Annotated in this window: 22 protein-coding genes and 1 pseudogene; 5 read left to right on the top strand and 18 right to left on the bottom strand. The window is 60.9% G+C overall.

From position 1 onward, the window contains the following. Positions 1–5 precede the first annotated feature (5 nt). Genes plsX through yceD form a run of 3 tightly spaced genes read right to left on the bottom strand, consistent with a single transcriptional unit; the run spans position 6 to position 1,743 of the window. Entirely contained in the window at positions 6–1,025 is a 1,020-nt protein-coding gene (gene plsX, locus ACEUCR_RS01295; RefSeq protein WP_408787611.1) for a phosphate acyltransferase PlsX, read from the bottom strand. Between the two features lie 9 nt (positions 1,026–1,034). Further along, positions 1,035–1,202 carry a 50S ribosomal protein L32 gene (rpmF, locus tag ACEUCR_RS01290; protein ID WP_005311492.1) on the bottom strand — a complete coding sequence of 56 codons (168 nt, stop codon included), beginning with the start codon at positions 1,200–1,202 and terminating at the stop codon, positions 1,035–1,037. Between the two features lie 19 nt (positions 1,203–1,221). Then, positions 1,222–1,743, bottom strand: coding sequence for a 23S rRNA accumulation protein YceD (gene yceD, locus ACEUCR_RS01285; protein ID WP_084205223.1), 522 nt, complete (start codon positions 1,741–1,743; stop codon positions 1,222–1,224). A 381-nt stretch (positions 1,744–2,124) separates the two neighbouring features. On the opposite strand from yceD, the gene ACEUCR_RS01280 reads away from it, so the two are divergent. Beyond that, positions 2,125–2,706, top strand: a complete 582-nt coding sequence (locus tag ACEUCR_RS01280; protein ID WP_408789003.1) for a Maf family protein — start codon at positions 2,125–2,127, stop codon at positions 2,704–2,706. 71 nt (positions 2,707–2,777) lie between these two features. On the opposite strand, the gene ACEUCR_RS01275 is transcribed toward ACEUCR_RS01280, so the two are convergent. Both ACEUCR_RS01275 and rluC read right to left on the bottom strand, forming a co-directional pair. Further along, entirely contained in the window at positions 2,778–3,425 is a 648-nt protein-coding gene (locus ACEUCR_RS01275; RefSeq protein WP_408787609.1) for an HAD family hydrolase, read from the bottom strand. Then, the gene (rluC, locus tag ACEUCR_RS01270; RefSeq protein ID WP_216823784.1) at positions 3,425–4,369 is read right to left on the bottom strand and encodes a 23S rRNA pseudouridine(955/2504/2580) synthase RluC; all 945 of its coding nucleotides are present in this window, start codon (positions 4,367–4,369) and stop codon (positions 3,425–3,427) included. Before rluC ends, ACEUCR_RS01275 begins: the two co-directional genes overlap by 1 nt. Before the next feature lie 413 nt (positions 4,370–4,782). On the opposite strand from rluC, the gene rne reads away from it, so the two are divergent. Beyond that, positions 4,783–8,034 carry a ribonuclease E gene (rne, locus tag ACEUCR_RS01265; RefSeq protein WP_408787607.1) on the top strand — a complete coding sequence of 1,084 codons (3,252 nt, stop codon included), beginning with the start codon at positions 4,783–4,785 and terminating at the stop codon, positions 8,032–8,034. Between the two features lie 269 nt (positions 8,035–8,303). Here rne and ACEUCR_RS01260 read toward each other — a convergent pair whose 3' ends face one another. The 9 genes from ACEUCR_RS01260 to sdhC all read right to left on the bottom strand — a co-directional run bounded on the left by ACEUCR_RS01260 (position 8,304) and on the right by sdhC (position 18,506). Next, positions 8,304–8,738: a YcgN family cysteine cluster protein gene (locus ACEUCR_RS01260; RefSeq protein WP_408787605.1), complete on the bottom strand. Its 435-nt coding sequence runs from the start codon at positions 8,736–8,738 to the stop codon at positions 8,304–8,306. 251 nt (positions 8,739–8,989) lie between these two features. Continuing rightward, positions 8,990–9,862, bottom strand: a complete 873-nt coding sequence (sucD, locus tag ACEUCR_RS01255; protein ID WP_041992280.1) for a succinate--CoA ligase subunit alpha — start codon at positions 9,860–9,862, stop codon at positions 8,990–8,992. Beyond that, complete coding sequence (gene sucC, locus ACEUCR_RS01250; RefSeq protein ID WP_111872714.1) at positions 9,862–11,028, bottom strand: ADP-forming succinate--CoA ligase subunit beta; 1,167 nt, start codon at positions 11,026–11,028, stop codon at positions 9,862–9,864. Before sucC ends, sucD begins: the two co-directional genes overlap by 1 nt. A 91-nt stretch (positions 11,029–11,119) precedes the next feature. Beyond that, positions 11,120–12,307, bottom strand: coding sequence for a 2-oxoglutarate dehydrogenase complex dihydrolipoyllysine-residue succinyltransferase (gene odhB / locus ACEUCR_RS01245; protein ID WP_111872713.1), 1,188 nt, complete (start codon positions 12,305–12,307; stop codon positions 11,120–11,122). Between the two features lie 33 nt (positions 12,308–12,340). After that, entirely contained in the window at positions 12,341–15,151 is a 2,811-nt protein-coding gene (gene sucA / locus ACEUCR_RS01240; RefSeq protein WP_408787603.1) for a 2-oxoglutarate dehydrogenase E1 component, read from the bottom strand. Positions 15,152–15,276: 125 nt separating this feature from the next. After that, positions 15,277–15,993 carry a succinate dehydrogenase iron-sulfur subunit gene (locus tag ACEUCR_RS01235; RefSeq protein ID WP_041992269.1) on the bottom strand — a complete coding sequence of 239 codons (717 nt, stop codon included), beginning with the start codon at positions 15,991–15,993 and terminating at the stop codon, positions 15,277–15,279. Positions 15,994–16,010: 17 nt separating this feature from the next. After that, positions 16,011–17,777: a succinate dehydrogenase flavoprotein subunit gene (gene sdhA / locus ACEUCR_RS01230; protein WP_041992266.1), complete on the bottom strand. Its 1,767-nt coding sequence runs from the start codon at positions 17,775–17,777 to the stop codon at positions 16,011–16,013. Between the two features lies 1 nt (position 17,778). Continuing rightward, positions 17,779–18,123, bottom strand: coding sequence for a succinate dehydrogenase, hydrophobic membrane anchor protein (gene sdhD, locus ACEUCR_RS01225; RefSeq protein ID WP_041992263.1), 345 nt, complete (start codon positions 18,121–18,123; stop codon positions 17,779–17,781). Further along, positions 18,117–18,506, bottom strand: a complete 390-nt coding sequence (sdhC, locus tag ACEUCR_RS01220) for a succinate dehydrogenase cytochrome b556 subunit (RefSeq protein ID WP_041992260.1) — start codon at positions 18,504–18,506, stop codon at positions 18,117–18,119. Before sdhC ends, sdhD begins: the two co-directional genes overlap by 7 nt. Positions 18,507–18,941: 435 nt before the next feature. On the opposite strand from sdhC, the gene ACEUCR_RS01215 reads away from it, so the two are divergent. Beyond that, on the top strand, positions 18,942–20,228 hold the full coding sequence (locus ACEUCR_RS01215; protein ID WP_041992257.1) for a citrate synthase: 1,287 nt from the start codon (positions 18,942–18,944) through the stop codon (positions 20,226–20,228). 100 nt (positions 20,229–20,328) lie between these two features. Next, positions 20,329–20,646 (top strand): DUF4377 domain-containing protein, encoded by a 318-nt coding sequence (locus ACEUCR_RS01210; RefSeq protein WP_408787601.1) that lies wholly within the window; start codon positions 20,329–20,331, stop codon positions 20,644–20,646. A 67-nt stretch (positions 20,647–20,713) separates the two neighbouring features. On the opposite strand, the gene fbp is transcribed toward ACEUCR_RS01210, so the two are convergent. Beyond that, entirely contained in the window at positions 20,714–21,742 is a 1,029-nt protein-coding gene (fbp, locus tag ACEUCR_RS01205) for a class 1 fructose-bisphosphatase (protein ID WP_041992254.1), read from the bottom strand. Positions 21,743–22,117: 375 nt separating this feature from the next. Between fbp and ACEUCR_RS01200 the strand changes: the two genes are divergently transcribed. After that, a complete protein-coding gene (locus ACEUCR_RS01200; protein WP_408787599.1) occupies positions 22,118–23,734 on the top strand; it encodes a peptide ABC transporter substrate-binding protein in 1,617 nt (538 codons plus the stop codon). Between the two features lie 127 nt (positions 23,735–23,861). On the opposite strand, the pseudogene ACEUCR_RS01195 reads toward ACEUCR_RS01200, so the two are convergent. From ACEUCR_RS01195 to sixA, 3 genes and pseudogenes are all read right to left on the bottom strand, one after another. Beyond that, a pseudogene (locus ACEUCR_RS01195) lies at positions 23,862–24,022 on the bottom strand (EamA family transporter); the annotation flags it as partial. Positions 24,023–24,161: 139 nt separating this feature from the next. After that, the gene (locus ACEUCR_RS01190; protein WP_041992245.1) at positions 24,162–24,368 is read right to left on the bottom strand and encodes a DUF1107 domain-containing protein; all 207 of its coding nucleotides are present in this window, start codon (positions 24,366–24,368) and stop codon (positions 24,162–24,164) included. 116 nt (positions 24,369–24,484) lie between these two features. Continuing rightward, complete coding sequence (gene sixA / locus ACEUCR_RS01185; RefSeq protein ID WP_041992242.1) at positions 24,485–24,964, bottom strand: phosphohistidine phosphatase SixA; 480 nt, start codon at positions 24,962–24,964, stop codon at positions 24,485–24,487. Positions 24,965–25,009 lie beyond the last annotated feature (45 nt).

The raw sequence follows: 25,009 nt of genomic DNA, 5'->3' as shown, positions 1-25,009 counted from the left end.
AGTTCTTATAGATCCCTGTCGGAAAAGACAGATTCAAGGCGATCTGCTATTTGCAATGGAAGTTGATGCTTGGCCTCTTGCGCGGCCAGCAGGATCGCAGTAGAGAGGGCGCGACGTTCGGCCCTCCCATGGCTTTTTACCACAATGCCGCGCAATCCTAACAGACTTGCACCGTTATACTGGTCGGGGTTCAGGTAAGAAAAACGCCGTTTGAGCATAAATCCGGCGATCAGCCCAAGAAAACTGCGCTTTTTTCGCGGATAACCGGCCAGTTGACCCATCATGCGCACCACCCCTTCCGCCGTCTTCAGGGCCACATTGCCTACGAAGCCATCACAGACGATGACATCCGCCTGGCCGGTGAACAGGCAGTCTCCCTCGATGAAGCCGGCGAAGTGGATGGCAGGGCACTGGCGCAGCAGCTCGGCGCTGTGGCGCACCAGATCGTTGCCCTTGATTTCCTCCTCCCCCACGTTGAGCAGCGCGACACGGGGTGACGCTATGCCCTCCACCAGTTCGGCCACGACCGAGCCCATGACCGCAAATTGCAGCAGGGTGTCGGCATCGCAACTGACATTGGCCCCCAGATCCAGCATGACGGTGCGCTTGCCCGCCACGGTCGGCAGCGCCTTGATAAGGGCCGGCCTGTCCACACCGGGCAAGGATTTTAGCACGCACTTGGCCATGGCCATCAGGGCCCCTGTGTTGCCCGCGCTGACGCAGGCATCGGCGGCGCCGCTCTTGACCAGATCCAGCACGACTCGCATGGAGGAGTCTTTGAGGGTTCTTAAGGCGACGATCGGCTTGTCGCCCATCCCGACGACCTGGGAGGCATGTACGAAACGAACGCGGGGATGATTGAGCAGGCCATGCTGGCGCAGAAGCGGTGTGACGCTGGTCTCGTTACCGACCAGGATCAGATTGAGCTGGGGCAAAAGAGACAGTGCCTGCACGGCGGCAGGCACTGTTTCCGAGGGACCGAAATCGCCCCCCATTATGTCTAGCGCGACGTTGAGCGTAGACAAAGGCAATCCTTAAGCGATTACCTTTTTACCGCGGTAGAAACCATCGGCAGTCACGTGGTGACGACGATGAATTTCGCCACTGGTCTGATCAACAGTCAGGGCAGCGCTGGTCAGTGCATCGTGGGAACGACGCATGCCACGCTTGGCACGGGTTTTACGGTTCTGTTGTACGGCCATGGTAGGCTAACTCCTAGATTCACTTACGTTTAAGCTCTTCAAGAACTGCAAAGGGATTTGGCCGCTCATCAGCAGGTTCGATATCACCCCAGGTCATCTCCATGTTTCCTCTCGGGCAGGCATCCATGGGATGCATTGCGACTTGAGGCAACGAGAGGATGAGTTCATCCTCCAGGATTTGATGAAGATCTATCTCGCCGTTTTCGTCCAACTCAATGGGCTCATAAGCTTCCGGCAGTTCTTCCTCGTTTGTTCTCTCGAACAGCGGAGTGTAGATAAATTCAGCTTCACAAAGGTGTTGGAACGTTTCGCCACAACGCTGGCAAACCAGGTCAACCTCGGCATGGGCAGTGCCTTTCATAACGGTCAACTTCTGGACATCTTTGCCAAAGTGCAGTGACACATCCACATCACTTCGCAAGCCTGCGGTTGATGCCTCCAGCCTGGGCATCTGCGACTTTTCAACTATCCCGACATAATCGAGTAGCTTCAAGGCACTACGGACTGGATCAACCTTAACGGGCAACTTCACCTTTTGCATAGGGCGCGAATATTATAGGTCCAACAGGGGATAGTCAAAGGAAAAAGTCCTTACCGCCGATGATTTTAACATCACAAGTCCCCAGTATGTCGGGGCTTGCGCTCATCGGTGACCGATTATGCCACAAAGCGGAGGATCCGACACAGGATCCTGTCCACCCCTTGCGCCCTCGCATGTTCGCCAAGGTGCCACTCATGGCATCCTGCGTTCTTCATCCAGTGGGCAAGATGAGTGTTCGCCTGTGGCAATGGCCCTGATACGGCCGGCCATGACCAGGTCATACCGGATGCCATGGCGGGGCTCGCATCCCAACCGACCATTGCCCTGCCGATGGCACGGCGATACCATCGGCCGCTGACTGCTACGAACCTGGATATCATGATGTCGACACCGCTGATCCTCGCCTCCACCTCCCCCTATCGCAAAGCCCTGCTGGAAAAACTCGGCCTCCCCTTCGAGTGTGCGGCCCCCCGGGTGGATGAATCCCCTCTGCCCGGCGAATCCGCCGAGGCGCTGGTGACGCGGCTCGCCCATGCCAAGGCACTAGCCATTGCCGACGCCGTTGAGCGGGGATTGATCATTGGCTCCGATCAGGTGTGTGTCTGTAACGGTCGGATCCTCGGCAAACCCGGGTCGGTGGACAATGCGGTGGCGCAACTCATGGCCGCACAAGGGCGCAGCGTCACCTTCTATACCGGCCTCACCGTGCTGGATGCCGCCACGGGCCAATGCCACGGACTGGTCGAGCCCTTCACGGTCTGTTTTCGCACCCTGGATGAAGCGGCCATTCGCCGCTATGTCGAGGCAGAGCGACCGCTCGATTGCGCCGGCAGCTTCAAGTGTGAAGGGATGGGAATCGTGTTGTTCGAGGCGCTGGAGGGACGCGATCCCAATGCCCTGATAGGCCTGCCCCTGATCGGCCTCATCGAGCTGCTGGGGCGTCACGGCCTCAATCTGCCCTGACGTCCTTGGTACGCCAGCCACGAAAAAACGGGAGCCCAGGCTCCCGTTTTGTCATCCTTATCAACGATTCGCTAATCCAGGCTGCGTCTTAGCTGGGTCATGGTATCGACGATGGCGACCGGATCATGGGCCAGCAGCCGTTCTCTGCCGTGCACGCCCCAGGTCACCCCGATGCGGGCCATCCCCAGCGACTGGGCCATGCCAAGATCATGGACAGAATCCCCTATCATCACCGCCTCGCCGACCGGCACTGCCAGCTCGTTCAGCAGCTGACTCAGCATCAGGGGATCGGGTTTGGAACGGGCCTCGTCGGCGCCGCGGCTGGCGGCAAACAGCGGCCCCAGACCCGTCTCCTCCAGTACCCGATCCAGACCACGGCGAGACTTGCCGGTCGCCACAGCCAGCAAGATGCCGCGCCCATGCCAGTCATGGAGCAAGTCGACGACTCCGGCAAACAGCGGACTCGGCGTATCGTCATGAAGATAGTGATGACGATAGGAGGCGACCAGACGGGCGCAGGACGCACTCCCGGCCGTCAATCCAAACAGGTTCGCCAGCCCCACCTCCAGGCTCAGGCCGATGATCTGCCGGGTCTGCTCCCGGGTCGGGAGGGAGAGGCCACACTCCCCGGCGGCCAGCTCGACACAGTTGACGATGCGCCCGATGGAGTCCATCAGCGTACCATCCCAGTCGAAAATGGCGAGCCGGGTGCCCTGCATCAGCGCGCCAGCCTGCTCAGGAAGGTATCGAGCTCGGGGGCCAGCGGCGCCTCGATCAACACCTCACGACCATCCACCGGATGGGTAAAGGTGAGCTTCCAGGCATGCAGGAACAGCCGTTTCAGCCCCTGGCTGCGCATTTTCTCATCAAAGGCTGCTTCACCGTATTTATCATCGCAGGCGATGGGATGACCGGCATGCTGGGTGTGGACCCGGATCTGGTGGGTGCGGCCTGTGATGGGGCTGCATTCCACCAGGGTTGCCTCGGCAAACTGGCGGGCAATCCGGAAGCGGGTTTCTGACGGCTTGCCGTCACTGCTGACCCGCACCACCCGCTCGCCCGATTGCAGATCGTTCTTGCGCAGGGGCGCATTGACCACCTTGACGTGGGACTGCCACTGACCGCGCACCAGCGCCAGGTACTGCTTGCGCATGGTCTTGACCCGCAACTGCTCGTGCAGGCTGCGCAGGGCACTGCGCTTCTTGGCAACCAGCAGCACGCCGGAGGTGTCGCGATCGAGGCGGTGAACCAGCTCGAGGAAGCGGGCTTCCGGACGCAGGGCCCGCAGCCCCTCGATGACGCCAAAGCTCAGGCCGCTGCCGCCGTGCACCGCCATGCCGGACGGTTTGTTGAGCACTATCATGGCCTCGTCTTCAAACAGGATCTGGCTCTCCAGACGCTGGATGCTGCCGAGGTTGGCGGAGGGCAATTCATTCTTTTCGGCGACGCGCACGGGGGGCACCCGCACCTCGTCACCCGGGCAGAGCTTGTATTCCGGTTTGATGCGCTTCTTGTTGACGCGCACCTCCCCTTTGCGAAGGATGCGATAGATCAGGCTCTTGGGGACGCCCTTTAACTGAGTCTTGAGAAAATTGTCGATGCGCTGCCCTTCATGCTCAGCTTCGATGGTGAGCAGCTGCACTTGTTGATGTATCTGTGTCATGGCGCGGATTTTAACACCCCACGGGCCCCTTGGCTCCATGCTTTGTTGAAAAATGGCACCTTGCTATAAAAGCGGTTTAAATGGGATAATAAACAAGGTTTTGTCATTGTGTTCAAGCCTTGTACTAAGTGGCCAAAAAGTATGCCACCCAATCCCGAAACACCGTGTATACAAGAACATGACGGTTCCCGGGTGCGAGGTACAGCGCATGGAGAACGCAAACAGAACCGGCTATTTGTCTCCACTCCGGCATCCTTTATTCATCCCTTCTCGAGAAGGCTGAACCAGAGCGCCCTTAGTTTGCGCCTCATGCATACCCCAACCGGGAGGTTGCCCCAGTATGCTGAAGACCCGAGGCCGGCGCCGGCAGGATCCAGTGGAGGAAATCAAAATGACAAAATAATGAGAACTCAATGAAAAGAATGCTAATCAACGCGACTCAGGAAGAGGAGTTGCGCGTAGCGCTGGTTGACGGACAACAGCTCTACGATTTGGATATTGAAAGTCCGGGACACGAGCAGAAGAAAGCGAACATTTACAAGGGCAAAATCACCCGCGTAGAACCCAGTCTCGAAGCTGCTTTTGTCGACTACGGCGCCGAGCGCCACGGTTTCCTGCCGTTAAAGGAGATCGCCCGCAATTACTTCCCCTCCGGTTACTCCTATCAGGGTCGTCCCAACATCAAAGAAGTGGTCCGCGAGGGCCAGGAAGTGATCGTCCAGATCGATAAGGAAGAGCGTGGCACCAAAGGTGCAGCCCTCACCACCTTCATCAGCCTGGCCGGCAGCTACCTGGTGCTGATGCCCAACAACCCCCGTGCCGGCGGCATTTCCCGCCGCATCGAGGGTGACGAGCGCACCGAGCTGAAAGAAGCCCTGTCGGGTCTTACCGTGCCGGAAGGCATGGGGCTCATCGTGCGTACCGCCGGTGTCGGCAAGTCCCCCGAGGAGCTCTCCTGGGATCTGAACGTCCTGCTCAATCACTGGGATTCCATCCACAAGGCCTCCCAGCAGCGTGCCGCCCCCGTGCTCATCCACCAGGAGAGCAACGTGATCGTGCGCGCCATTCGTGACTATCTGCGTCGCGATGTGGGCGAGATCCTGATCGACAACCCCGTCATCTTCGAGCGCGCCAAGGCGCACATCGAACTGGTTCGCCCCGATTTCCTCAATCGGGTCAAGCTGTACCAGGGGGACGTGGCCCTGTTCAACCACTTCCAGATCGAGAGCCAGATTGAGTCTGCGTTCCAGCGGGAAGTGCGCCTGCCCTCCGGCGGCAGCATCGTCATCGATCCGACCGAGGCCCTGACCTCCATCGACATCAACTCCTCCCGCGCCACCAAGGGCGGCGACATCGAGGAAACTGCGCTGCAGACCAACCTGGAAGCGGCCGACGAGATTGCCCGTCAGTTGCGCCTGCGCGACCTGGGTGGCCTGATTGTCATCGATTTCATCGACATGACCCCGGTTCGCCATCAGCGCGAAGTGGAAAACCGTCTGCGTGAAGCCGTGCATCAGGACAGGGCCCGCATCCAGTTGGGACGGATCTCCCGCTTCGGCCTGCTGGAGATGTCTCGCCAGCGCCTGCGCCCCTCCCTCAACGAGTCCAGCAGCCACATCTGCCCCCGTTGCCAGGGTCAGGGGGTGATCCGTGACAACGAATCCCTCGCCCTGTCCATCCTGCGCCTCATCGAAGAAGAGGCCCTGAAGGACAACACGGAGCAGGTCCATGCCCAGGTACCTGTGGATGTCGCCGCCTACCTGCTCAACGAGAAGCGCAGCTCCATCGCCAACCTCGAGCAGCGCAACGACGTGCGCCTCTACATCATCCCGAACCAGCACCTGGAGACGCCCCACTACGAGGTGACCCGCATTCGCAAGAATGAGATCCCCGAAGCGGTGAGCTACGAGCTGAAGACGGAGATAGCCAAGCCCGTCTACCAGCCAAAGCAGGCCCAGGCCATCGAGCGGGAACAGCCGCTGCTGCAAGGCTTCATCCAGCCGGCCCAGCCTGCGCCTGCGGCCGCTGCGCCTCAGCCTGCCGCTCCGGTCACCCCTGCCCCCGTGGCAGAGGCTGGCCTGGTCGGCAAGTTCTTCAAGGCCATCGCCGGCATCTTCGCCGCGAGCCCAGCCACTCCCGAGGCCAAACCGGCCGCCCCGGTCCAGACCGAGGCCCGCAAGGAAGAGAGCCATCGCCATCAGCGTGACGAGCGCCGTGGCTCGCGTCAGGGCAACCGCAACCGCAACGAAGGTGGCGAACAGCGCCGTGACGCCAAGAGTGGCGAGCAGGGTGACAACCGTGCCCGTCGCCCGCGCAAGGAACGTGAGCCCCGTACCGAACGCGAACCGCGTCAGGCCAACGAGGCGCGCACCGAGCGCGAGCCCCGTCAGCCTCGCACCGAACGGGAACCCCGTCAGGCCAACGAAGCCCGCGCCGAGCGTGAGCCCCGTCAGCCCCGCGAACCGCGTCAGCCCCGGGAACCCCGTGGCGAGCGTGAGCCGCGCCAGCCCCGCGAGCCACGCGCCGAGCGTGAAGCCCAGGTGCAGGCCGTGGTCGCCGCCGAGGCGCTGCCGACCCAGGTAGAGACTCAAGCCGAGGCTCACCAGGAGAAGGAGCTGATCGTCGCCGAGCGCCGCGAACGTCGTCAACTGCGCAAGCAGATCCGCGTCGACGCCCCCCAGGCCGAGCAGCCGGTAGCCGCCGTGGTGGCCACCGAAGGCGCCGATGTCCAGCAGGGTGACGATCAGGACGGCCAGCGCCGCTCCCGTCGCAATCCCCGTGGCCAGCGTGGCGAAGGTCAGCGTCGCAAGCGCATCAACGAAGAGACCCGCAACCAGCGCGAAGAGGAGCAGCCCCAGGTCGAGAGCAATGAGCCCGTGACCCCCCTGGTTGCCCCTCTGAGCCCGCAAGCCATCGCCGCCGCGACCCAGGCCTCCGCCGCCCTGGTCGAGCATGCCGTCGTGGATACCGATCACCACCTGCCGGAAGTGCCCTTCGTCGACACCAGCAAGGTTGTCAGCGAGCCGGTTGCTCCGGTTGCCGACTCCGCGCCGCAAGCCGAGCAGAAGGTCGAGCAAGCGGTTGTGGTCGCGAGCGTGCAGGCAGAGGCCAGCGTGGTCACCGCAGCCGAACCCGCAGTTGAGCCGACCCTGGTCGAGCCCAAGGTTGAAGCGCCCGCCCAGGCCGATACCCCCGTTCAGGTGGTGGAAGCGGCCCCGGCCCCTGTGCAGGCTGACGCCGCGCCGGTTGACCTGGTTCAGGTTGACGCTGCGCCCGTTGAGCCGGCTCAGGCCGACGTGACCCAGGCGCCGGTAGCAACCGAAGTGGAAGCTGCCCCAGTGGCCGACACCGCTCCCGTGGTCACCGAGGCAGAGGCCATCGCCCCTGCCGCCGAGGCCCCGGTGGCAGCCGCGCCAAGTGCCGACGTCAGCGCCCCCGCCAAGGTAGAGGCCGCCAAGTCTGCGCCGCGCGCCACCGGTGGCTTGCTGGCCAAGGCCCGCAAAGCCTCCGCCCCCATGGCGACCCCGGCTGAAGCCCCTGCCCTGCCGGCCGCCGAGCCTGTCGACTACCCGCCCCTGGTGCGCGGTGACGTCGCCAGCTCGGGTCGTCACGCAGGCAGCACAGCAGCCGTCAACAAGGCCCACAGCCCGGCCGGTCGTCCCTAAGGGGGAACGCCCGTCACCAAAAAGAGCCGCATCTGCGGCTCTTTTTTTATCCCGGGTTTGCCGGGCACTTATCTTTTTCCCTCATCTTCCACGCCTGGAGGCTGTGACCATCAAGGCGGACCGTTTAGAGAGGCGCTTTCGGGCCCCCTGCTCTCGTCACAAATGGCTCTCCTTCAGTTCTTCCACCATCGGCTCGACTGGCTCACCTCCCGTCAGAAACGAAGAGAGCCACGCAAGGTGGCTCTCTTTTAAAGGGGGCAATGGGCAGCTCAGCTCGCCCAGGTGATGATGTGATCCTCCCACTCTCCCGCCTCGCGCTCGTGTATCACCTTGCCACGCACCGACTGGCCAGCCTGGTGCATGGCGGAGCGGCTGCCGGTGATGAGCGGATGCCAGGCCGGCAGGCTCTGTCCCTCGGCCAGCAGACGGTAGGCGCAGCTTGACGGCAGCCAGTTGAACTCGGCAATCTTGTCCACCGTGATCTGCAGGCAGTCCGGCTCCTGCTTGAAGCGATTGTGATAATCGGAGCACTGGCAGCTCCTGGTATTGAGCAGATTGCAGGCCACATTGGTGAACACCAGCTCATCGGTATCGGCGTCGATCAGCTTGTTGAGGCAGCACTTGCCGCAGCCATCGCACAGGGACTCCCACTCGGCCGTGGTCATCTGTTGCAGGGTCTTGGCCTGCCAAAAAGGAGTTTGCATAAGAGGCTCGCTAAATACACCAGGAAAGCGCGTGGTTATACCCCTTATCCCCCGATATTTCAAGGTGAAGGCTGTATGGTCCAATCATACTGGGCACCATGCTGCCATCCGGTTGGAAGCCGTATGACCACTCCCCTTTGAGGGCAATGGTTGAGGGCAACGGTCAGGTGAATACCCTCACCATACCGATTAAGTGCCATAAAAAATGCCGCCCTGGGGCGGCATCTTGCTATCGGAGAGAACAGGCTAACTTACCAGCCGGTCACTTCCCGCAGGGCCTTGCCGATATCGGCCAGGGAGCGCACGGTTTTCACACCGGCATCTTCCAGGGCGGCAAACTTCTCGGCCGCGGTACCCTTGCCACCGGCGATGATGGCGCCAGCATGGCCCATGCGCTTGCCCGGAGGCGCGGTGACGCCCGCGATGTAGGAGACCACCGGCTTGGTGACGTTGGCCTTGATGTAGGCCGCCGCTTCTTCCTCGGCATTGCCGCCGATCTCGCCGATCATGACGATGGCTTCGGTCTGCGGATCGTTCTGGAACATCTCCAGGATGTCGATGAAGTTGGAGCCCGGGATGGGGTCGCCGCCGATGCCGACGCAGGTGGACTGGCCGAAGCCTTCGTCCGTGGTCTGCTTGACCGCTTCATAGGTCAGGGTGCCGGAGCGGGAGACGATGCCCACCTTGCCGGGCTGGTGAATGTGACCGGGCATGATGCCGATCTTGCACTCACCCGGAGTGATGACGCCCGGGCAGTTGGGGCCAATCATGCGCACGCCGGTTTCCTGCAGCTTCACCTTGACGTCCAGCATGTCCAGGGTCGGGATGCCTTCGGTGATGGTGACGATGAGCTGGATGCCGGCATCGATGGCTTCCAGGATGGCGTCCTTGCAGAAGGGCGCCGGCACATAGATGACGGAGGCGGTGGCACCGGTGGCTTCCACGGCGTCACGCACCGTGTTGAATACCGGCAGGCCCAGGTGGGTAGTGCCACCCTTGCCCGGGGACACGCCGCCGACCATCTGGGTGCCGTAGGCAATGGCCTGTTCGGAGTGGAAGGTACCCTGGCCGCCGGTGAAGCCCTGGCAGATCACCTTGGTATCTTTGTTGATCAGAACGCTCATTATTTGGCCTCCGCTGCTTTAACCACTTGCTGAGCTGCGTCAGTCAGACTCTTGGCGGCGATGATGTTGAGGCCGCTCTCGGCCAGTTTCTGGGCACCCAGGTCGGCATTGTTGCCTTCCAGACGTACCACCACGGGCACCTTGACCCCCACTTCCTTCACGGCGCCTATGATGCCTTCCGCGATCATGTCGCAGCGCACTATGCCACCGAAGATGTTGACCAGCACGGCCTGCACCTTGGTGTCGGAGAGGATGATCTTGAACGCCTCGGTTACCCGCTCCTTGGTGGCGCCACCGCCGACGTCCAGGAAGTTGGCCGGTGAGCCGCCATGCAGGTTGACGATGTCCATGGTGCCCATGGCCAGACCCGCACCGTTGACCATGCAGCCGATGTTGCCGTCGAGGGCCACATAGTTCAGCTCCCACTGGGCGGCGTGCGCCTCGCGGGGGTCATCCTGGGAGGGATCGTGCATCTCGCGCAGCTTGGGTTGGCGGTACATGGCGTTGGCATCGATGTTGATCTTGCCGTCCAGGCAGTGCAGGTTGCCCTTGTCGGTGATGACCAGGGGGTTGATCTCCAGCAGGGCGAAGTCGCAATCCTGGAACATCTTGCCCAGACCCATGAAGATCTTGGTGAACTGCTTGATCTGATCGCCGACCAGACCCAGCTTGAAGGCCAGCTCGCGGGCCTGATAGGCCTGGGGGCCCACCAGGGGATCGATGGCGGCCTTGTGGATCAGGTGCGGCGTCTCTTCGGCGACTTTCTCGATCTCGACACCGCCCTCGGTGGAGGCCATGAAGACCACGCGGCGGCTGCTGCGATCGACCACGGCGCCCAGGTAGAGCTCCTTGGCGATGTCGGTGCAGGATTCCACCAGGATCTTGGTGACCGGCTGGCCGTTGGCGTCGGTCTGGTAGGTGACCAGGTTCTTGCCAAGCCAGTTCTGGGCGAAGGCACGGATCTCGTCCTTGCTCTTGGCCAGCTTGACGCCGCCCGCTTTACCGCGGCCGCCGGCGTGCACCTGGCACTTGACGACCCACATGTTGCCGCCAATCTTGTCTGCCGCTTCGGCAGCTTCTTGCGGGGTTGCGCAGGCATAACCTTCGGAGACCGGCAGGCCATACTGGGCAAACAGCTGTTTTGCCTGATATTCATGCAAATTCATGATGTTCTATCCGTGTTGTCGTTATATCCGTTGGGGTGTTTCTCAATGCCCCTGCGATAGGGGCCCGGACAGGCCCCTATATTCTTGGTGATCAGACGTCCAGCAGCAGACGGGTCGGATCTTCCAGCAGCTCCTTGATGGAAACCAGGAAGCCGACCGACTCGCGGCCGTCGATGATGCGGTGATCGTAGGAGAGCGCCAGGTACATCATCGGCAGGATTTCCACCTTGCCGTCCACCGCCATGGGCCTGTCCTGGATCTTGTGCATCCCCAGGATGGCGCTCTGCGGCGGGTTGATGATGGGAGTGGACATCAGGGAGCCGAACACGCCACCGTTGGTGATGGTGAAGTTGCCGCCGGTCAGTTCGTCCACGGTCAGTTTGCCGTCACGACCCTTGCCCGCCAGCTCCTTGATGGCCTTCTCGATGTCGGCCAGGCTCATGCTGTCGCAATCGCGCAGCACAGGTGTCACCAGACCGCGGGGGGTGGAGACGGCGATGCTGACGTCGAAGTAGTTGTGATAGACGATGTCGTCACCATCCAGCGCCGCGTTCACTTCCGGGTAGCGCTTGAGGGATTCCACTACCGCCTTCACGTAGAAGGACATGAAGCCGAGCTTGATGCCGTGCTTCTTCTCGAAGATCTCGCCGTACTGCTTGCGCAGCTTCATGATGGGCGCCATGTTGATCTCGTTGAAGGTGGTCAGCATGGCTGTGGTGTTCTTGGCCTCCAGCAGACGTTCGGCGATACGCTTGCGCAGGCGGGTCATGGGCACCCGCTTCTCGGTGCGACCGGCCAGGGGGGCGATCGGCGCAGCCGGAGCTGCCGCAACCGGGGCGGCGGCGGGCTTGCTGCCACCCTTGAGGAAGGCTTCCACGTCTTCCTTGGTGACGCGACCGCCCTTGCCGGTACCGGTCAGCTTGGCCACGTCGATGGCGTGCTCGGCCACCAGACGGCGCACCGAGGGGCTCAGATCATCGGCCGCGCCACTCTCGGCGGCGGCTTCAACCGGCTTCTCCTTGGTCTCTTCGCCCGCGACCGGAGCGGCCTTGAGCATGGCGATCAGCTGGCGGGAGAGCACGGTGGCGCCTTCGGCCTGCAGAATGTCACCCAGGATGCCTGCTTCCGGCGCCGGCACTTCCAGTACGACCTTGTCGGTCTCGATGTCGACCAGCACTTCGTCACGGGCAACCAGATCCCCCGGCTGCTTGTGCCAGGTCGCGATGGTGGCGTCGGCCACTGATTCCGGCAGGTCCGGTACCTTGATCTCGATAGTCATGTAATCAGTTCCTTGTTACTTCTTGTTCAGGGCTTAGGCCAGAGTAAGGGCGTCTTCCACCAGGGCTTTCTGCTGCTTGGCGTGGACGGACATGTAACCGACCGCCGGTGAGGCGGAGGCCGAACGACCGGCATAACGCAGGGTGGCACCGGCAGGCAGGACCCCATCATAGTGATGGCGAGTGCAATACCAGGCGCCCTGGTTCTGCGGCTCTTCCTGACACCAGACGAAATCGGTGACATGGGCATAATCGGCCAGGATGGCGCGCACTTCCGCCTCGGGGAAGGGATAGAGCTGCTCAATGCGCACAAGGGCCACGTCTTGCTGCTCGGCCTTGCGACGGGCATCGAGCAGGTCGTAGTAGACCTTGCCGGAGCAGAACACCACCCGCTTGACCGCTTTCGGATCCAGGGCGTCGATCTCGCCGATGGCGTTCTGGAAGGTGCCTTGTGCCAGTTCCTCGAGCTTGCTCACCGCCAGCGGATGGCGCAGCAGGGACTTGGGCGACATCACGATGAGCGGACGACGCATGGGACGCACCACCTGGCGGCGCAGCATGTGATAGACCTGGGCCGGGGTGGAGGGCACACACACCTGCATGTTGTGCTCGGCGCACATCTGCAGATAGCGCTCCAGACGGGCGGAGGAGTGCTCCGGACCCTGTCCCTCGTAGCCGTGGGGCAGCAGCATGGTCAGGCCGCACATCCGGCCCCACTTCTGTTCGCCGGAGGAGAGGAACTGGTCGATCACCACCTGGGCACCGTTGGCGAAGTCACCGAACTGGGCTTCCCAGATGGTGAGGCCGGCTGGCTCGGCGCTGGCGTAACCATATTCGAACGCCAGTACCGCCTCTTCGGAGAGCACGGAGTCATAGACTTCGAACGGTCCCTGCTGCTCGTGAATGTTGCACAGCGGTGTGTAGGTGCTGGCATCGTTCTGGTTGTGCAGCACGGCATGGCGGTGGAAGAAGGTGCCGCGGCCGGAATCCTGCCCCGTGATACGGATGCGGGCGCCCTTGTCCACCAGGGTGGCGTAGGCCAGGGTCTCGGCGAAGCCCCAGTCCAGCAGCTTGTCGCCGGCGGCCATCATGCGGCGGTCTTCGTAGATCTTCTGCACCTGACGTTGCAGCACGTGGGAGGCCGGGTACTGGCTGACGCGCTCGCCCAGGGCCTTGAGCTGCTCCATGGGCAGGCTGGCGTCATAGTGCATGGCCCAGTCGTGACCCAGGTACGGGGTCCAGTCCACGGAGTGCAGCTCCATGGGGCGCCACTCCTTGACCACCCGCTCCCCCTTGTCCAGGGCGTCACGGTATTCATTGACCTGGGCGGTGGCCAGCTCCTGGCTGATGCTGCCTTCGGCGACCAGCTGATCGGCGTAGATCTTGCGCGGCGTCGGATGCTGCTTGATCTTCTGGTACATCAAGGGCTGGGTCGCGCTCGGCTCGTCCGCCTCGTTGTGGCCGTGACGACGGTAGCAGACCAGCTCGATCACCACGTCGCGCTTGAAGGTGTTGCGATAATCCAGCGCTATCTGGGTCACCAGCACCACGGCTTCCGGGTCATCCCCGTTGACGTGCAGCACGGGGGCCTGCACCGCCTTGGCGATGTCGGTGCAATATTCGGTGGAGCGCACGTCACGCATGTTGGAGGTGGTGAAGCCCACCTGGTTGTTGATGACGATGCGCACCGTCCCGCCCACGCCATAGGCTCGGGTCTGGGACATGTTGAAGGTCTCGGCAACGACACCCTGCCCCGCGATGGCCGAGTCACCGTGGATGGTGATGGGCAAGACGCTGGAGCCGTCCTTGTCACCGCGGCGGTCCATGCGCGCACGCACGGAGCCGATGACCACGGGGTTGACGATTTCGAGGTGAGACGGGTTGAAGGCGAGCGCCAGGTGGACGTTGCCGCCCGGGGTGGCGAAGTCGGAGGAGAAGCCCATGTGGTACTTCACGTCCCCTGTGCCCCAGGATTCGCCGTGCTTGCCGGCGAACTCGTCGAACAGATCCTGGGCGCGCTTGCCCAGCACGTTGATCAGCACGTTGAGGCGACCGCGGTGGGCCATGCCGATCACGGCCTCCTTGCAGCCCTGCTCACCGGCGCGGCGGATCAATTCTTTCAGCATGGGCACCATGGCATCGCCCCCTTCCAGGGAGAAGCGCTTGGCGCCGGGGAACTTGGCCCCCAGGTATTTTTCCAGCCCTTCGGCGGCGGTCAGGTTCTCGAGGAAGCGGGTCTTCTCTTCGAGGGTGTAGGTCCCCTTCCCTTCGATGGACTCGAGCCTGTCTTGCAGCCAGCGCTTCTCCTCGGTGGAGGTGAGGTGCATATAGTCGGCGCCGATGGAGCCGCAATAGGTCTTCTTGAGCGAGGCGTAGAGATCGGAGAGCACCATGGTCTCGCGACCGATGGCATAGGAGCCCACATTGAAGGTGGCCTCCATGTCTGCGCCCAGCAGATTGTGGAAGGCCGGGTCGAGCTCGGCAACGGTTTCACGGGCCCAGAGACCGAGGGGATCCAGCTTGGCATTCTGGTGACCACGAAAACGGAAGGCGTTGATCAGTTGCAATACGCGCACCTGCTTCGCATCCACCTGGGGATCGGAAACGGGGGCACTGAAACGGGAGGGGTCCTTGGCCAGACGACGGAAATAATCGCGGACCTGGGAGTGGGGTTGTTCTACCGCGTGACCATTGACCTGGGGCAGTTCAGCAAAGATGCTGCGCCACTCCTCGGCAACGGAATCGGGATCGTCCAGAAAGGATTCGTACAAATCCTCTATATAGCTTGCATTCGCACCAGCCAGGTGAGATGACTCCAACCAGGCCTTCATCACGCCGTTATGCATGTCTATCCCTTGTACTTCTTGTCACTGCCACGAAGCAGCTTTGTCGGGGTTAAACGGCCACCCTTCCAGGGGTCGAGTGGCCATCCAGAGGTCGGGCCCCTGCCCTTGCGGCGGGGCCCTGGGTATTACACAGCCCGGTTGAGCAGCATCGACTTGATATGGCCGATGGCCTTGGTCGGGTTGAGGCCCTTAGGACAGACGCTCACACAGTTCATGATGCCGTGGCAACGGAAGACGCTGAAGGCATCATCCAGGTTGCCCAGACGCTCAGTGGTGGCGCTGTCGCGGCTGTCGGCCAGCCAGCGATAGGCGGCAAGCAGACCGGCGGGGCCGATGAACTTGTCCGGGTTCCACCAGAAGGAGGGGCAAGAGGTCGAGCAGCAGGCACAGAGGATACATTCGTACAGGCCGTCGAGCTTGGCACGCTCTTCAGGGGATTGCAGGTGCTCACGCACGGGCGGCAATTTTTCGTCGTTGATGAGGAAGGGCTTGACCTTCTCCCACTGGGTGTAGAACTGGGTCATGTCGATCACCAGATCGCGGATCACCGGCAGGCCGGGCAAGGGGCGGATGACCACCTTGTTGCCCTTCTTCAAGAGATCGGAGAGCGGGGTGATGCAGGCAAGACCGTTCTTGCCATTCATGTTGATCCCGTCCGAGCCACAGACCCCTTCACGGCAGGAGCGACGGAAGGCGAGCGTGGGATCCAGCTCTTTGAGCTGGATCAGCGCATCGAGCACCATCATGTCGGAACCTTCAGGAATATCAAGACGATAATCCTTCATATGTGGGGCGTTATCAACGTCCGGGTTATAGCGATATACCGAGAATGTGACGTTCATTGTGCTTTGCTCCGCAATCAGTAAGTCCGGACCTTGGGCGGGAACGCCTCACGGGTCTTGGGTGACATGTTGACCGCGCGACGGGTCATGGACTCGGTGTCCGGGTGATAGAGGCTGTGGCACAACCAGCTATCGTCGTCACGCTCCGGGAAGTCGAAGCGGCTGTGGGCGCCCCGGCTCTCGGTACGGAAGTTGGCCGCCACCGCGGTGGCAAACGCCGTCTCCATCAGGTTGTCCAGCTCCAGGCACTCGATGCGCTGGGTGTTGAACTCCTTGGAGGTGTCGTCCAGACGGGCGTTCTTCAGGCGCTCGCGGATGAGCTTGAGCTCCGCCAGCCCTTCGGCCATGGCGTCACCTTCACGGAACACGGAGAAGTTGTTCTGCATGCAGCGTTGCAGATCCCGGCGGATCTGGGCCGGGTCTTCACCGTCTCGGGTGTTCTCCCAGCGATTGAAACGGGCCAGGGCGGCATCGATGTCCGCTTCGGAGGCGGCGCGGCCATGCTCCATCTCCCCCAGGGTGTTGACCAGGTGCATGCCGGCGGCACGACCGAACACCACTAGATCCAGCAGGGAGTTGCCACCGAGGCGGTTAGCACCGTGCACGGAGACGCAGGCGATTTCCCCCACCGCGAACAGGCCGACCACGGGGACGTCGTTGCCGTCTTTATCCTGGGTCAGGCACTGGCCGTTCACGCTGGTCGGCACGCCGCCCATCATGTAGTGGCAGGTCGGGATGATGGGGATGGGTTCCTTGACCGGATCCACGTGGGCGAAGGTGCGAGAGAGCTCGCAGATGCCCGGCAGGCGCGATTCCAGTACGTCCTTGCCCAGGTGATCCAGCTTGAGCTTGATGTGCGGGCCCCAGGGACCGTCGCAACCACGGCCTTCGCGGATCTCGATCATGATGGAGCGGGCCACCACATCGCGACCGGCCAGATCCTTGGCGTTGGGCGCATAGCGCTCCATGAAGCGCTCGCCGTCCTTGTTGAGCAGATAACCGCCCTCACCGCGACAGCCTTCGGTCACCAGCACCCCTGCCCCGGCGATGCCGGTGGGGTGGAACTGCCAGAATTCCATGTCCTGCACGCCCACACCGGCGCGCAGCGCCATGCCGACGCCGTCACCGGTATTGATGTGCGCGTTGGTGGTGGACTGGTAGATGCGACCGGCGCCGCCGGTGGCAAGCACGGTGGCCTTGGCCTTGAAGTAGACGACTTCGCCGCTCTCCATGTCGATGGCGGTACAACCCACCACGTGGCCGTCCTGGTTCTTCACCAGATCCAGGGCATACCACTCGGAGAAGACGGTGGTCTTGCTCTTGACGTTTTGCTGATACAGGGTGTGCAGCAGGGCGTGACCGGTACGGTCGGCCGCCGCGGCGGTACGCGCCGCCTGCTCACCGCCAAAATCCTTGGACTGGCCACCGAACGGGCGCTGATAGACGCGGCCGTTGTCGAAGCGGGAGAAGGGCAAGCCCATGTTCTCCAGTTCGTAGACGGCTTCCGGGCCCGTCTTGCACATGTATTCGATCGCTTCCTGGTCACCGATGTAATCGGAGCCCTTGACGGTGTCGTACATGTGCCACTGCCAGTTGTCGTCATGGGCATTGCCCAGGGCGACCGTGATCCCGCCCTGGGCGGACACGGTATGGGAGCGGGTCGGGAATACCTTGGACAGCAGAGCACAGCTCTTGCCGGATTGGGCAATCTGCAGTGCGGCACGCATGCCGGCGCCACCGGCACCGATCACCACCGCATCAAATTCACGAGTTGGAATAGTCACCTTATACACCCCACAGCACGACGAAACCCGTCATCAGATAGACAAACAAGACCACGACCAGGGCAAATTGCAGAGAGCCCCGTACGGCAACCGGCTTGATATAGTCGGTCAGCACCTGCCACAGGCCGATCCAGGCGTGGATCAGCACACAGAAGAGCGCCAACAGGGTGAACACCTTGGTAAAGGTCTGGGCGAAGAAGCCGACCCATACCTGGTAGGTGATGTCGTTGAAGGCAATGAAACCCACCAGATAGAGGGTGTAGAACGTCATGATGAGGGCGGTGGCACGGATCAGGATGTAATCGTGAACGCCGCTGCGCCCGAAGGTTGCAGAATTGGTTACCATACCAGTACTCCCGCCAATACCGCCAAGACACCGGTGATCACGAAGGCCACACGGGCGCTCTGTGAGCCGGATTCCAGCTCTTCCCAATAGCCCATGTCCATGATCAGGTGACGAATACCACCAACGATGTGGTACGCGAGCGCCGTCAGGATCCCCCAAAACACGAGTTTGACCAGGATGTTGTCCAGGATGGACATGACAGTGTCGAAACCCTCGGGAGAGGAAAGGGAAGTACCAAGCATCCACAGCAAGATGGAAAGCGCCACAAAGGTGATCACCCCTGAGACACGATGCAAGATGGAAGCGATGGCGGTGACAGGAAAGCTGATAGTCTGTAGGTCGAGGTTTACAGGTCTCTGTTTATTTTTCACGGCTTTGCCCACTCAGCTCCATTGAGCACGTTAGTTATTGTTTTCACAAACTATTGAGGGCACGGAGTGGCATTTGTTAGGATTTTGTTACCAAAACAACTCAGGAAAGCCAAAAACAACATTTTCAATATCACATCCGGCTTTGCGAAAGCGTTTCAAACACCGACAGCCATCACCCACGAGGCGCAGTATATCGGCGGCCTTAACCAATGACAATCAAATAGCTACAAAGAAAACCCAAAACCGTAAACCAGATCTCACATCTTGTTTAACAGGTCATTAATGATCATTCAGCAAAATTGACAAGGGTGGGGAACTCTGGTTCAAATAAGGCGCTCCAGCCGCCCCCCTGGGTGAGAAAAGGGTGAGAAACCCTTGTGCCTGAGTCATGAATCTCGTAATAGAGTACGACTGGAACAAATTATAAAAGAGCAAAGGAGACGTGCTATGGCTGATAAAATAGCCACCCTACACTTACCCGGAAAAGAGCCGGTCGAATTGCCGATCCTGTCCGGTACTCTGGGACCCGATGTGATTGATGTCAGAAAGCTGGGCGCTCAGGGTTACTTCACCTTCGATCCCGGCTTCATGGCCACAGGTTCTTGCAAATCCTCCATTACTTACATCGATGGCGATCAGGGTGTCTTGCTGCACCGTGGTTACCCCATCGCCCAGTTGGCGACCCAGGCCAGCTATCTGGAAGTCTGCTACATCCTGCTGTACGGCGAAGCCCCGACCAAGGCGCAATACGCCGAGTTCGAGCGCATGGTGATGCGTCATACCATGGTGCACGAACAGATCGTCTACTTCTTCCGCGGTTTTCGCCGTGACGCCCACCCCATGGCCATCATGTGCGGTGTGGTCGGTGCCCTGTCCGCCTTCTACCACGATGCGCTTGACATCAACAACGAGCAGCACCGCGAGATCTGCGCCTTCCGCCTGCTCTCCAAGATGCCGACCCTGGCCGCCATGAGTTACAAATACTCGGTCGGTCAACCCTTCATGCATCCGCGCAACGGCCTCTCCTATGCCGGCAACTTCCTGCACATGATGTTTGGCGTGCCGACCGAGGAGTACAAGGTCAATCCCATCGTCGAGCGGGCCATGGATCGCATCTTCACCCTGCATGCGGATCACGAGCAGAACGCCTCTACCTCTACCGTGCGTCTGGCGGGCTCCTCCGGTGCCAACCCGTTTGCCTGTATCTCCGCCGGGATCGCCTCCCTGTGGGGACCGGCTCACGGCGGTGCCAACGAAGCCTGCCTCAAGATGCTCGAGGAGATTGGGTCTGTGGATCGCATCCCCGAGTTCATCGAGAAGGCCAAGGACAAGAACGACCCCTTCCGCCTGATGGGCTTCGGTCACCGGGTCTACAAGAACCACGATCCCCGTGCCCAGGTCATGCGTCAGACCTGCCACGAGGTGCTCGAAGAGCTGCAGATCAAGGATCCGCTGCTGGCCGTCGCCATGGAGCTGGAGCGCATCGCGCTGTCCGATGCCTACTTCATCGAGAAGAAACTCTACCCGAACGTGGACTTCTACTCCGGCATCATCATGAAGGCCATCGGCATCCCCGTCTCCATGTTCACCGTGATCTTCGCCATGTCCCGTACCATCGGCTGGATTGCCCACTGGAACGAGATGCTGTCCGATCCGGATCAGAAGATAGGTCGCCCGCGTCAACTCTATGTCGGCGCGTCGGAGCGCGAGTTCACTCCGCTCGAACAGCGCTGATCGGCCCGTTGCCAAGACAGTGATCAAGAAGGCGGTCATTGACCGCCTTTTTCTTTCGCGTTTTAATCCTCGCTTGAATTCATCAACGAGGCCCATGCCCATGAAATTACCCCTTGCCGCTGCCGCCCTGGCGCTCGCTGGCTGTCAACCGGCCCCCGCTCCTAAGGGCGACACCCTCTTCATCAACACCCAGCTGGTGCCCTGCACAGGTGTAGGCCCCATGCAGTGCATGGAGGTCAAGGAGAGCAAGGATCAGGACTGGACGTTGTTTTACAGCCAAATTCAAGGCTTTACCTTCGAACCTGGTTACCTGTACGAGTTGAAGATTGCCAAGCATCCGGTGGAAAATCCCCCCGCAGACGCCCCCAGCATTCGCTACGAACTGCTGGAACTGGTGAGCAAACAAGCGGCCAAATGAGCCGTGAGTGCATGGAAAAAGGCCGCTTGTGCGGCCTTTTTGCTTTTTGTCGAAAGGGAATGAACTCTTACTCCTTCACCTCTTCATGGGCGGAAAACTCGCGCATGAAGCCCTCGGCCCGCTCCACCATCCGGGTTGAGCCCACGAAGTAAGGGGTGCGCTGATGCAGGGCGGTCGGTTGTATGTCCATGATGCGACGGAAACCGTCAGAGGCCTTGCCCCCCGCCTGCTCCACCAGGAATGCCATGGGATTGCACTCATAGAGCAGGCGCAGCTTGCCGTTCGGGGAGTTGGTGCCGGACGGATAGATATAGATGCCGCCCTTGAGCAGGTTGCGGTGAAAATCCGATACCAGGGAGCCGATATAGCGGGAGGTATAGGGTCTGTGGGTCGCCTCATCCCGCTCCTGGCAATATTTCAGGTATTTCTTCACCCCGTCCGGGAACTTGATGTAGTTGCCCTCGTTGATGGAGTAGATCTTGCCCTCCTCCGGGATGCGGATGTTCTCGTGGGAGAGGCAGAAGCAGCCGATGGAAGGGTCATAGGTGAAACCGTTGACCCCAAAGCCTGTGGTGTACACCAGCATGGTGGAAGAGCCATAGACCACGTAGCCGGCGGCAACCTGACGGTGGCCCGGCTGCAGGAAGTCATCCAGGCGCACCGGCGAGCCCGGCTCGCTGACCCGGCGATAGATGGAGAAGATGGTGCCGACCGAGACGTTGACATCGATGTTGGAGGAGCCATCGAGGGGATCTATCAGCACCACATACTTGGAGTGAGCCGAGAGCGCCGAATCGAAGGCGACGAAGTCCTCCTCCTCCTCGGAGGCCATGCCGCACACCTCGCCCCTGGCCTCCAGGGCCGCCTTGAAGCGCTCGTTGGCGTAGACATCCAGCTTCTGCTGCTCTTCACCCTGCACATTCGAGGAGCCCACCGATCCCATGATGTCGGCCAGTCCGGCCTTGTTGATCTCCCGGTTGACCACCTTGGCAGCGAGGCGAATGGAGCTGAGCAAGGAGCTGAGTTCGCCGGTTGCGGTCGGATAGTCCGCCTGTTTTTTGACGATGTACTCACCCAGGGTGATCATGTTCTTCATGGTGTTTCCTTTGAGCGTTTCCGTTGGCGTTGAAAACGTTTGCAGGGCGGCACAAAAAAAGTGCCGGACCCGGCATCGTTGTTATGTAACCCAATGTAACGTTGAAAATTTGTTTTTGCAGCGAATTAACTCATTGAATTTCTGTTCAAAAAAGTCACATCACTGGCCATTTCGCGCTTGATGTGCCGAGGTCACCCCGGACTTTCGAGAAGTTAATTCGCTTCGATAAGCCGCCAGAGGCCGCTCTCCCCTCCTCCTGCGCCCCTCCCTGACGATGCCCATGCCTTGGGGGAGCCGGACTCGCGCTTGAGCTTTCCTTGCGGATACAGCACACTGGGATCGCTTTGGAAGCATACAAAAACATAAGGATATTCAATGAAGAAGACCCTCATCGCCGGGGCCGTGCTGGCCCTGTTCGCGCTGCCCGCCCTGGCAGCACAGGTACCACCCGGCACCACATTGCTCCCCGCCGATCAGCAGACCTTTATTCGCAACATAGGAGCAGAGCCCGCCTCCATCGACCCCCAGCTGGTGGAGGAGAGTTCGGGCAGCGAGATAGTGAACGATCTGTTCGAGGGCCTCTATACAGTGGACGGCAATGGCAAGCTGCAGCCGGCCGGCGCGATCGGTTATGAGGTGGATGCCAGCGGCACCCTCTACACCTTCACCCTCAGGCCCGACGCCAGGTGGTCCAACGGCGAGCCGGTGACGGCGGCAGATTATGTCTATGGCTGGCAGCGGGCGGCGGATCCCAAGACCGCATCGAACTATGCCTGGTTCATCGAGCTGACCGGGGTCACCGGTGCCAGCGAGGTGCTGGCGGGCAAGGCAAGCCCGGATACCCTCGGCATCAAGGCCCTCGATGACCATACCCTGCAGATCCGCCTCAAGGCCCCCGTCCCCTTCTTCCTCAAGACCCTCTCCCACTACACCACCTTCCCGGCGCCACGGGCAACCATCGCCAAGTTTGGCCAGGAGTGGGTCAAACCGGGCAATATCGTTTCGAATGGTGCCTATGTGCTCAAGGAGTGGACCCCCAACGAGCGTCTGGTGGCCGAACGCAATCCCCATTACTGGGACAATGCCAATACGGTGATCAACAAGGTGCTCTATCTGGAGATAGTGGCCGACACCGCCGCCTACAATCGCTATCGGGCCGGCAGCCTGCACTACACCAGCTATCCCCTGGAGCAATACGCCGTCCTGAAGAAATCGGCGCCGGACGAACTGCTCAACGTGCCGCTGCTGGCCAGCTATTACTATGTGTTCAACACCCAGCGCAAACCCTTTGACGACCCCAGGGTGCGCAAGGCGCTCTCTCTGGCCATCGACCGCGACACCATCACAGGCAAGATCCTGGGCCAGGGGCAGATCTCGGCCTACAGCTTCACGCCGCCCATCGTCGATGGCTTCGAGCTCAAGCCCTCCCGCAGCCAGCAGATGAGCAAGGAGCAACGTATCCGGGAAGCCAAGGCGCTGCTGGCCGAGGCCGGTTATGGCCCGGACAAGCCCCTGAGCGTGGATATCCTCTACAACACCAACGAAGGCCACAAGAAGATAGCGCTCGCCATCTCCTCCATGTGGAAGCACAACCTGGGGGTGAAATCCGAGCTCAACAACATGGAGTGGAAGACCATGGTTTCCGCCCTCAACGAGGGAGACTTCGGGGTGAGCCGCTACTCCTGGAACGGCGACTACAACGACGCCTCCACCTTCCTCGACATCATGACCTCCAGCAGCTCGGCCAACAGTGGCAAGTGGGTCAACAAGGAGTATGACGCCCTGCTCGCCAGGGCCCACGATGCCCAGAGCCCGGCCGAGCGCAACCAGCTTTATCAGGCGGCAGAGCAGATCCTCGATAAGGAAGCCCCCATCGCTCCCGTCTACTTCTACGTGAAGTCCCGACTGCTCAAGCCCTTCGTGAAGGGCTACCCCTACCACAACCCCCAGGATCTGGTCTATTCCAAGGACATGTACCTGATCGCCCAGTAAGGCCCCGACGGCGGATCCTGATAACAGACGGCCCCATTGCGGGGCCGTTTTCCTATGGACGAGAAAGCGGGCGTCCCCTTGCGACTGAAGATGGATCTGACATCGACTGGGCTAGCTGCCGTCAGGGTCGCCTGGCAAGAAAGGGCGTCAGGATGAGGACGGCCACCAGCCAGCATGACCACGCCATGGCTGCCAGTGAGAACTGCCCCAGCGCGAGCTTGCTGACGATGTCATCGCCGGTCCAGAGGCCATGCAGGAGAAGGGAAAGAGCGCCGCCAATGGAGGCATGATGGATGAGATCCGCAGCAAAAAACGCTCATTGCAGGAGGCCAGGTGCCGGGAGCAAGGACCATATCCCGGGGGCAAAACAATCAGACCCTCCGAAGAGGGTCTGGGGCACGGCATGGCGGCAACGCGGGGGGCGTCGTTACGCCGCATCCATGTGCAGGCGACCTATCAGGGCGTTGACCTCGAGCACCGTCTGGCGGTGCGGCAGATCGGCCTGGTTCGGCATCAGCAGCAGCCCGGACTGAAAGTCGAAGCGGCCACGGCCATGGATATAAATGCGCCCCTTGAAGAAGGTTTTGACGTGCTTTGCCACCATCAGCGGCAGGTATTTTTTAAATACTCTCATCGTTGTAACCTCTTGCCATTGTCCCCGTATGACAGCAGTTTCTGCGAAACGGTTCCCTGAAAACTGGATATTCATCCATGAACAACAAGGTCAAACATTAAAAAAGCTGAATGTTATCAAATTGTTTCGATGGGTATTGTATGAGGTCCAGTCAGCCAGAGCAAGTTGCCTTTACCCTGCTGCCACTCGATGCAGGCCAGACCCGAGGTGGCGAACATGGGGGCACCGGCCGCCGGGCTCAGCATCTGCACCAGATAGCCCACCAGGGGCAGGTGGCTGACCATGAGGATGCTGTCGTGCTGGTCGGCCAGGGCGGTGAGATAACTGGCCACCAGGGCCGGATCGCCGTAAGGGGTGATCTCCGCACTCTCCTCGACCCGGCTCGGGGTCGGCAACACCTGGCTTATCCCCTGCCAGGTCTGACGCGCCCGCAGATAGTTGCTGTGGATCACCAATCCCAGGCCATTGTCCAACTGGGGGGCGAGCCAACGCGCCATGTGCAGCGATTCTGCCACCCCCTGTTCGGTCAAGGGACGCTGTTCATCGGTTTTCGCATTCATGCCAGCCTGGCCATGACGCATGATGTAAATCTTCATTCCCACCTCACCCTGTCGGGCCTGTTTGGACGTTGACGGCGGGGC

Source organism: Aeromonas bivalvium, assembly GCF_046078285.1.
Lineage (GTDB): Bacteria > Pseudomonadota > Gammaproteobacteria > Enterobacterales > Aeromonadaceae > Aeromonas > Aeromonas bivalvium.
The sequence above is the reverse complement of the archived record's forward strand: the minus strand, read 5'-3'. Positions and strand labels throughout refer to the sequence as shown.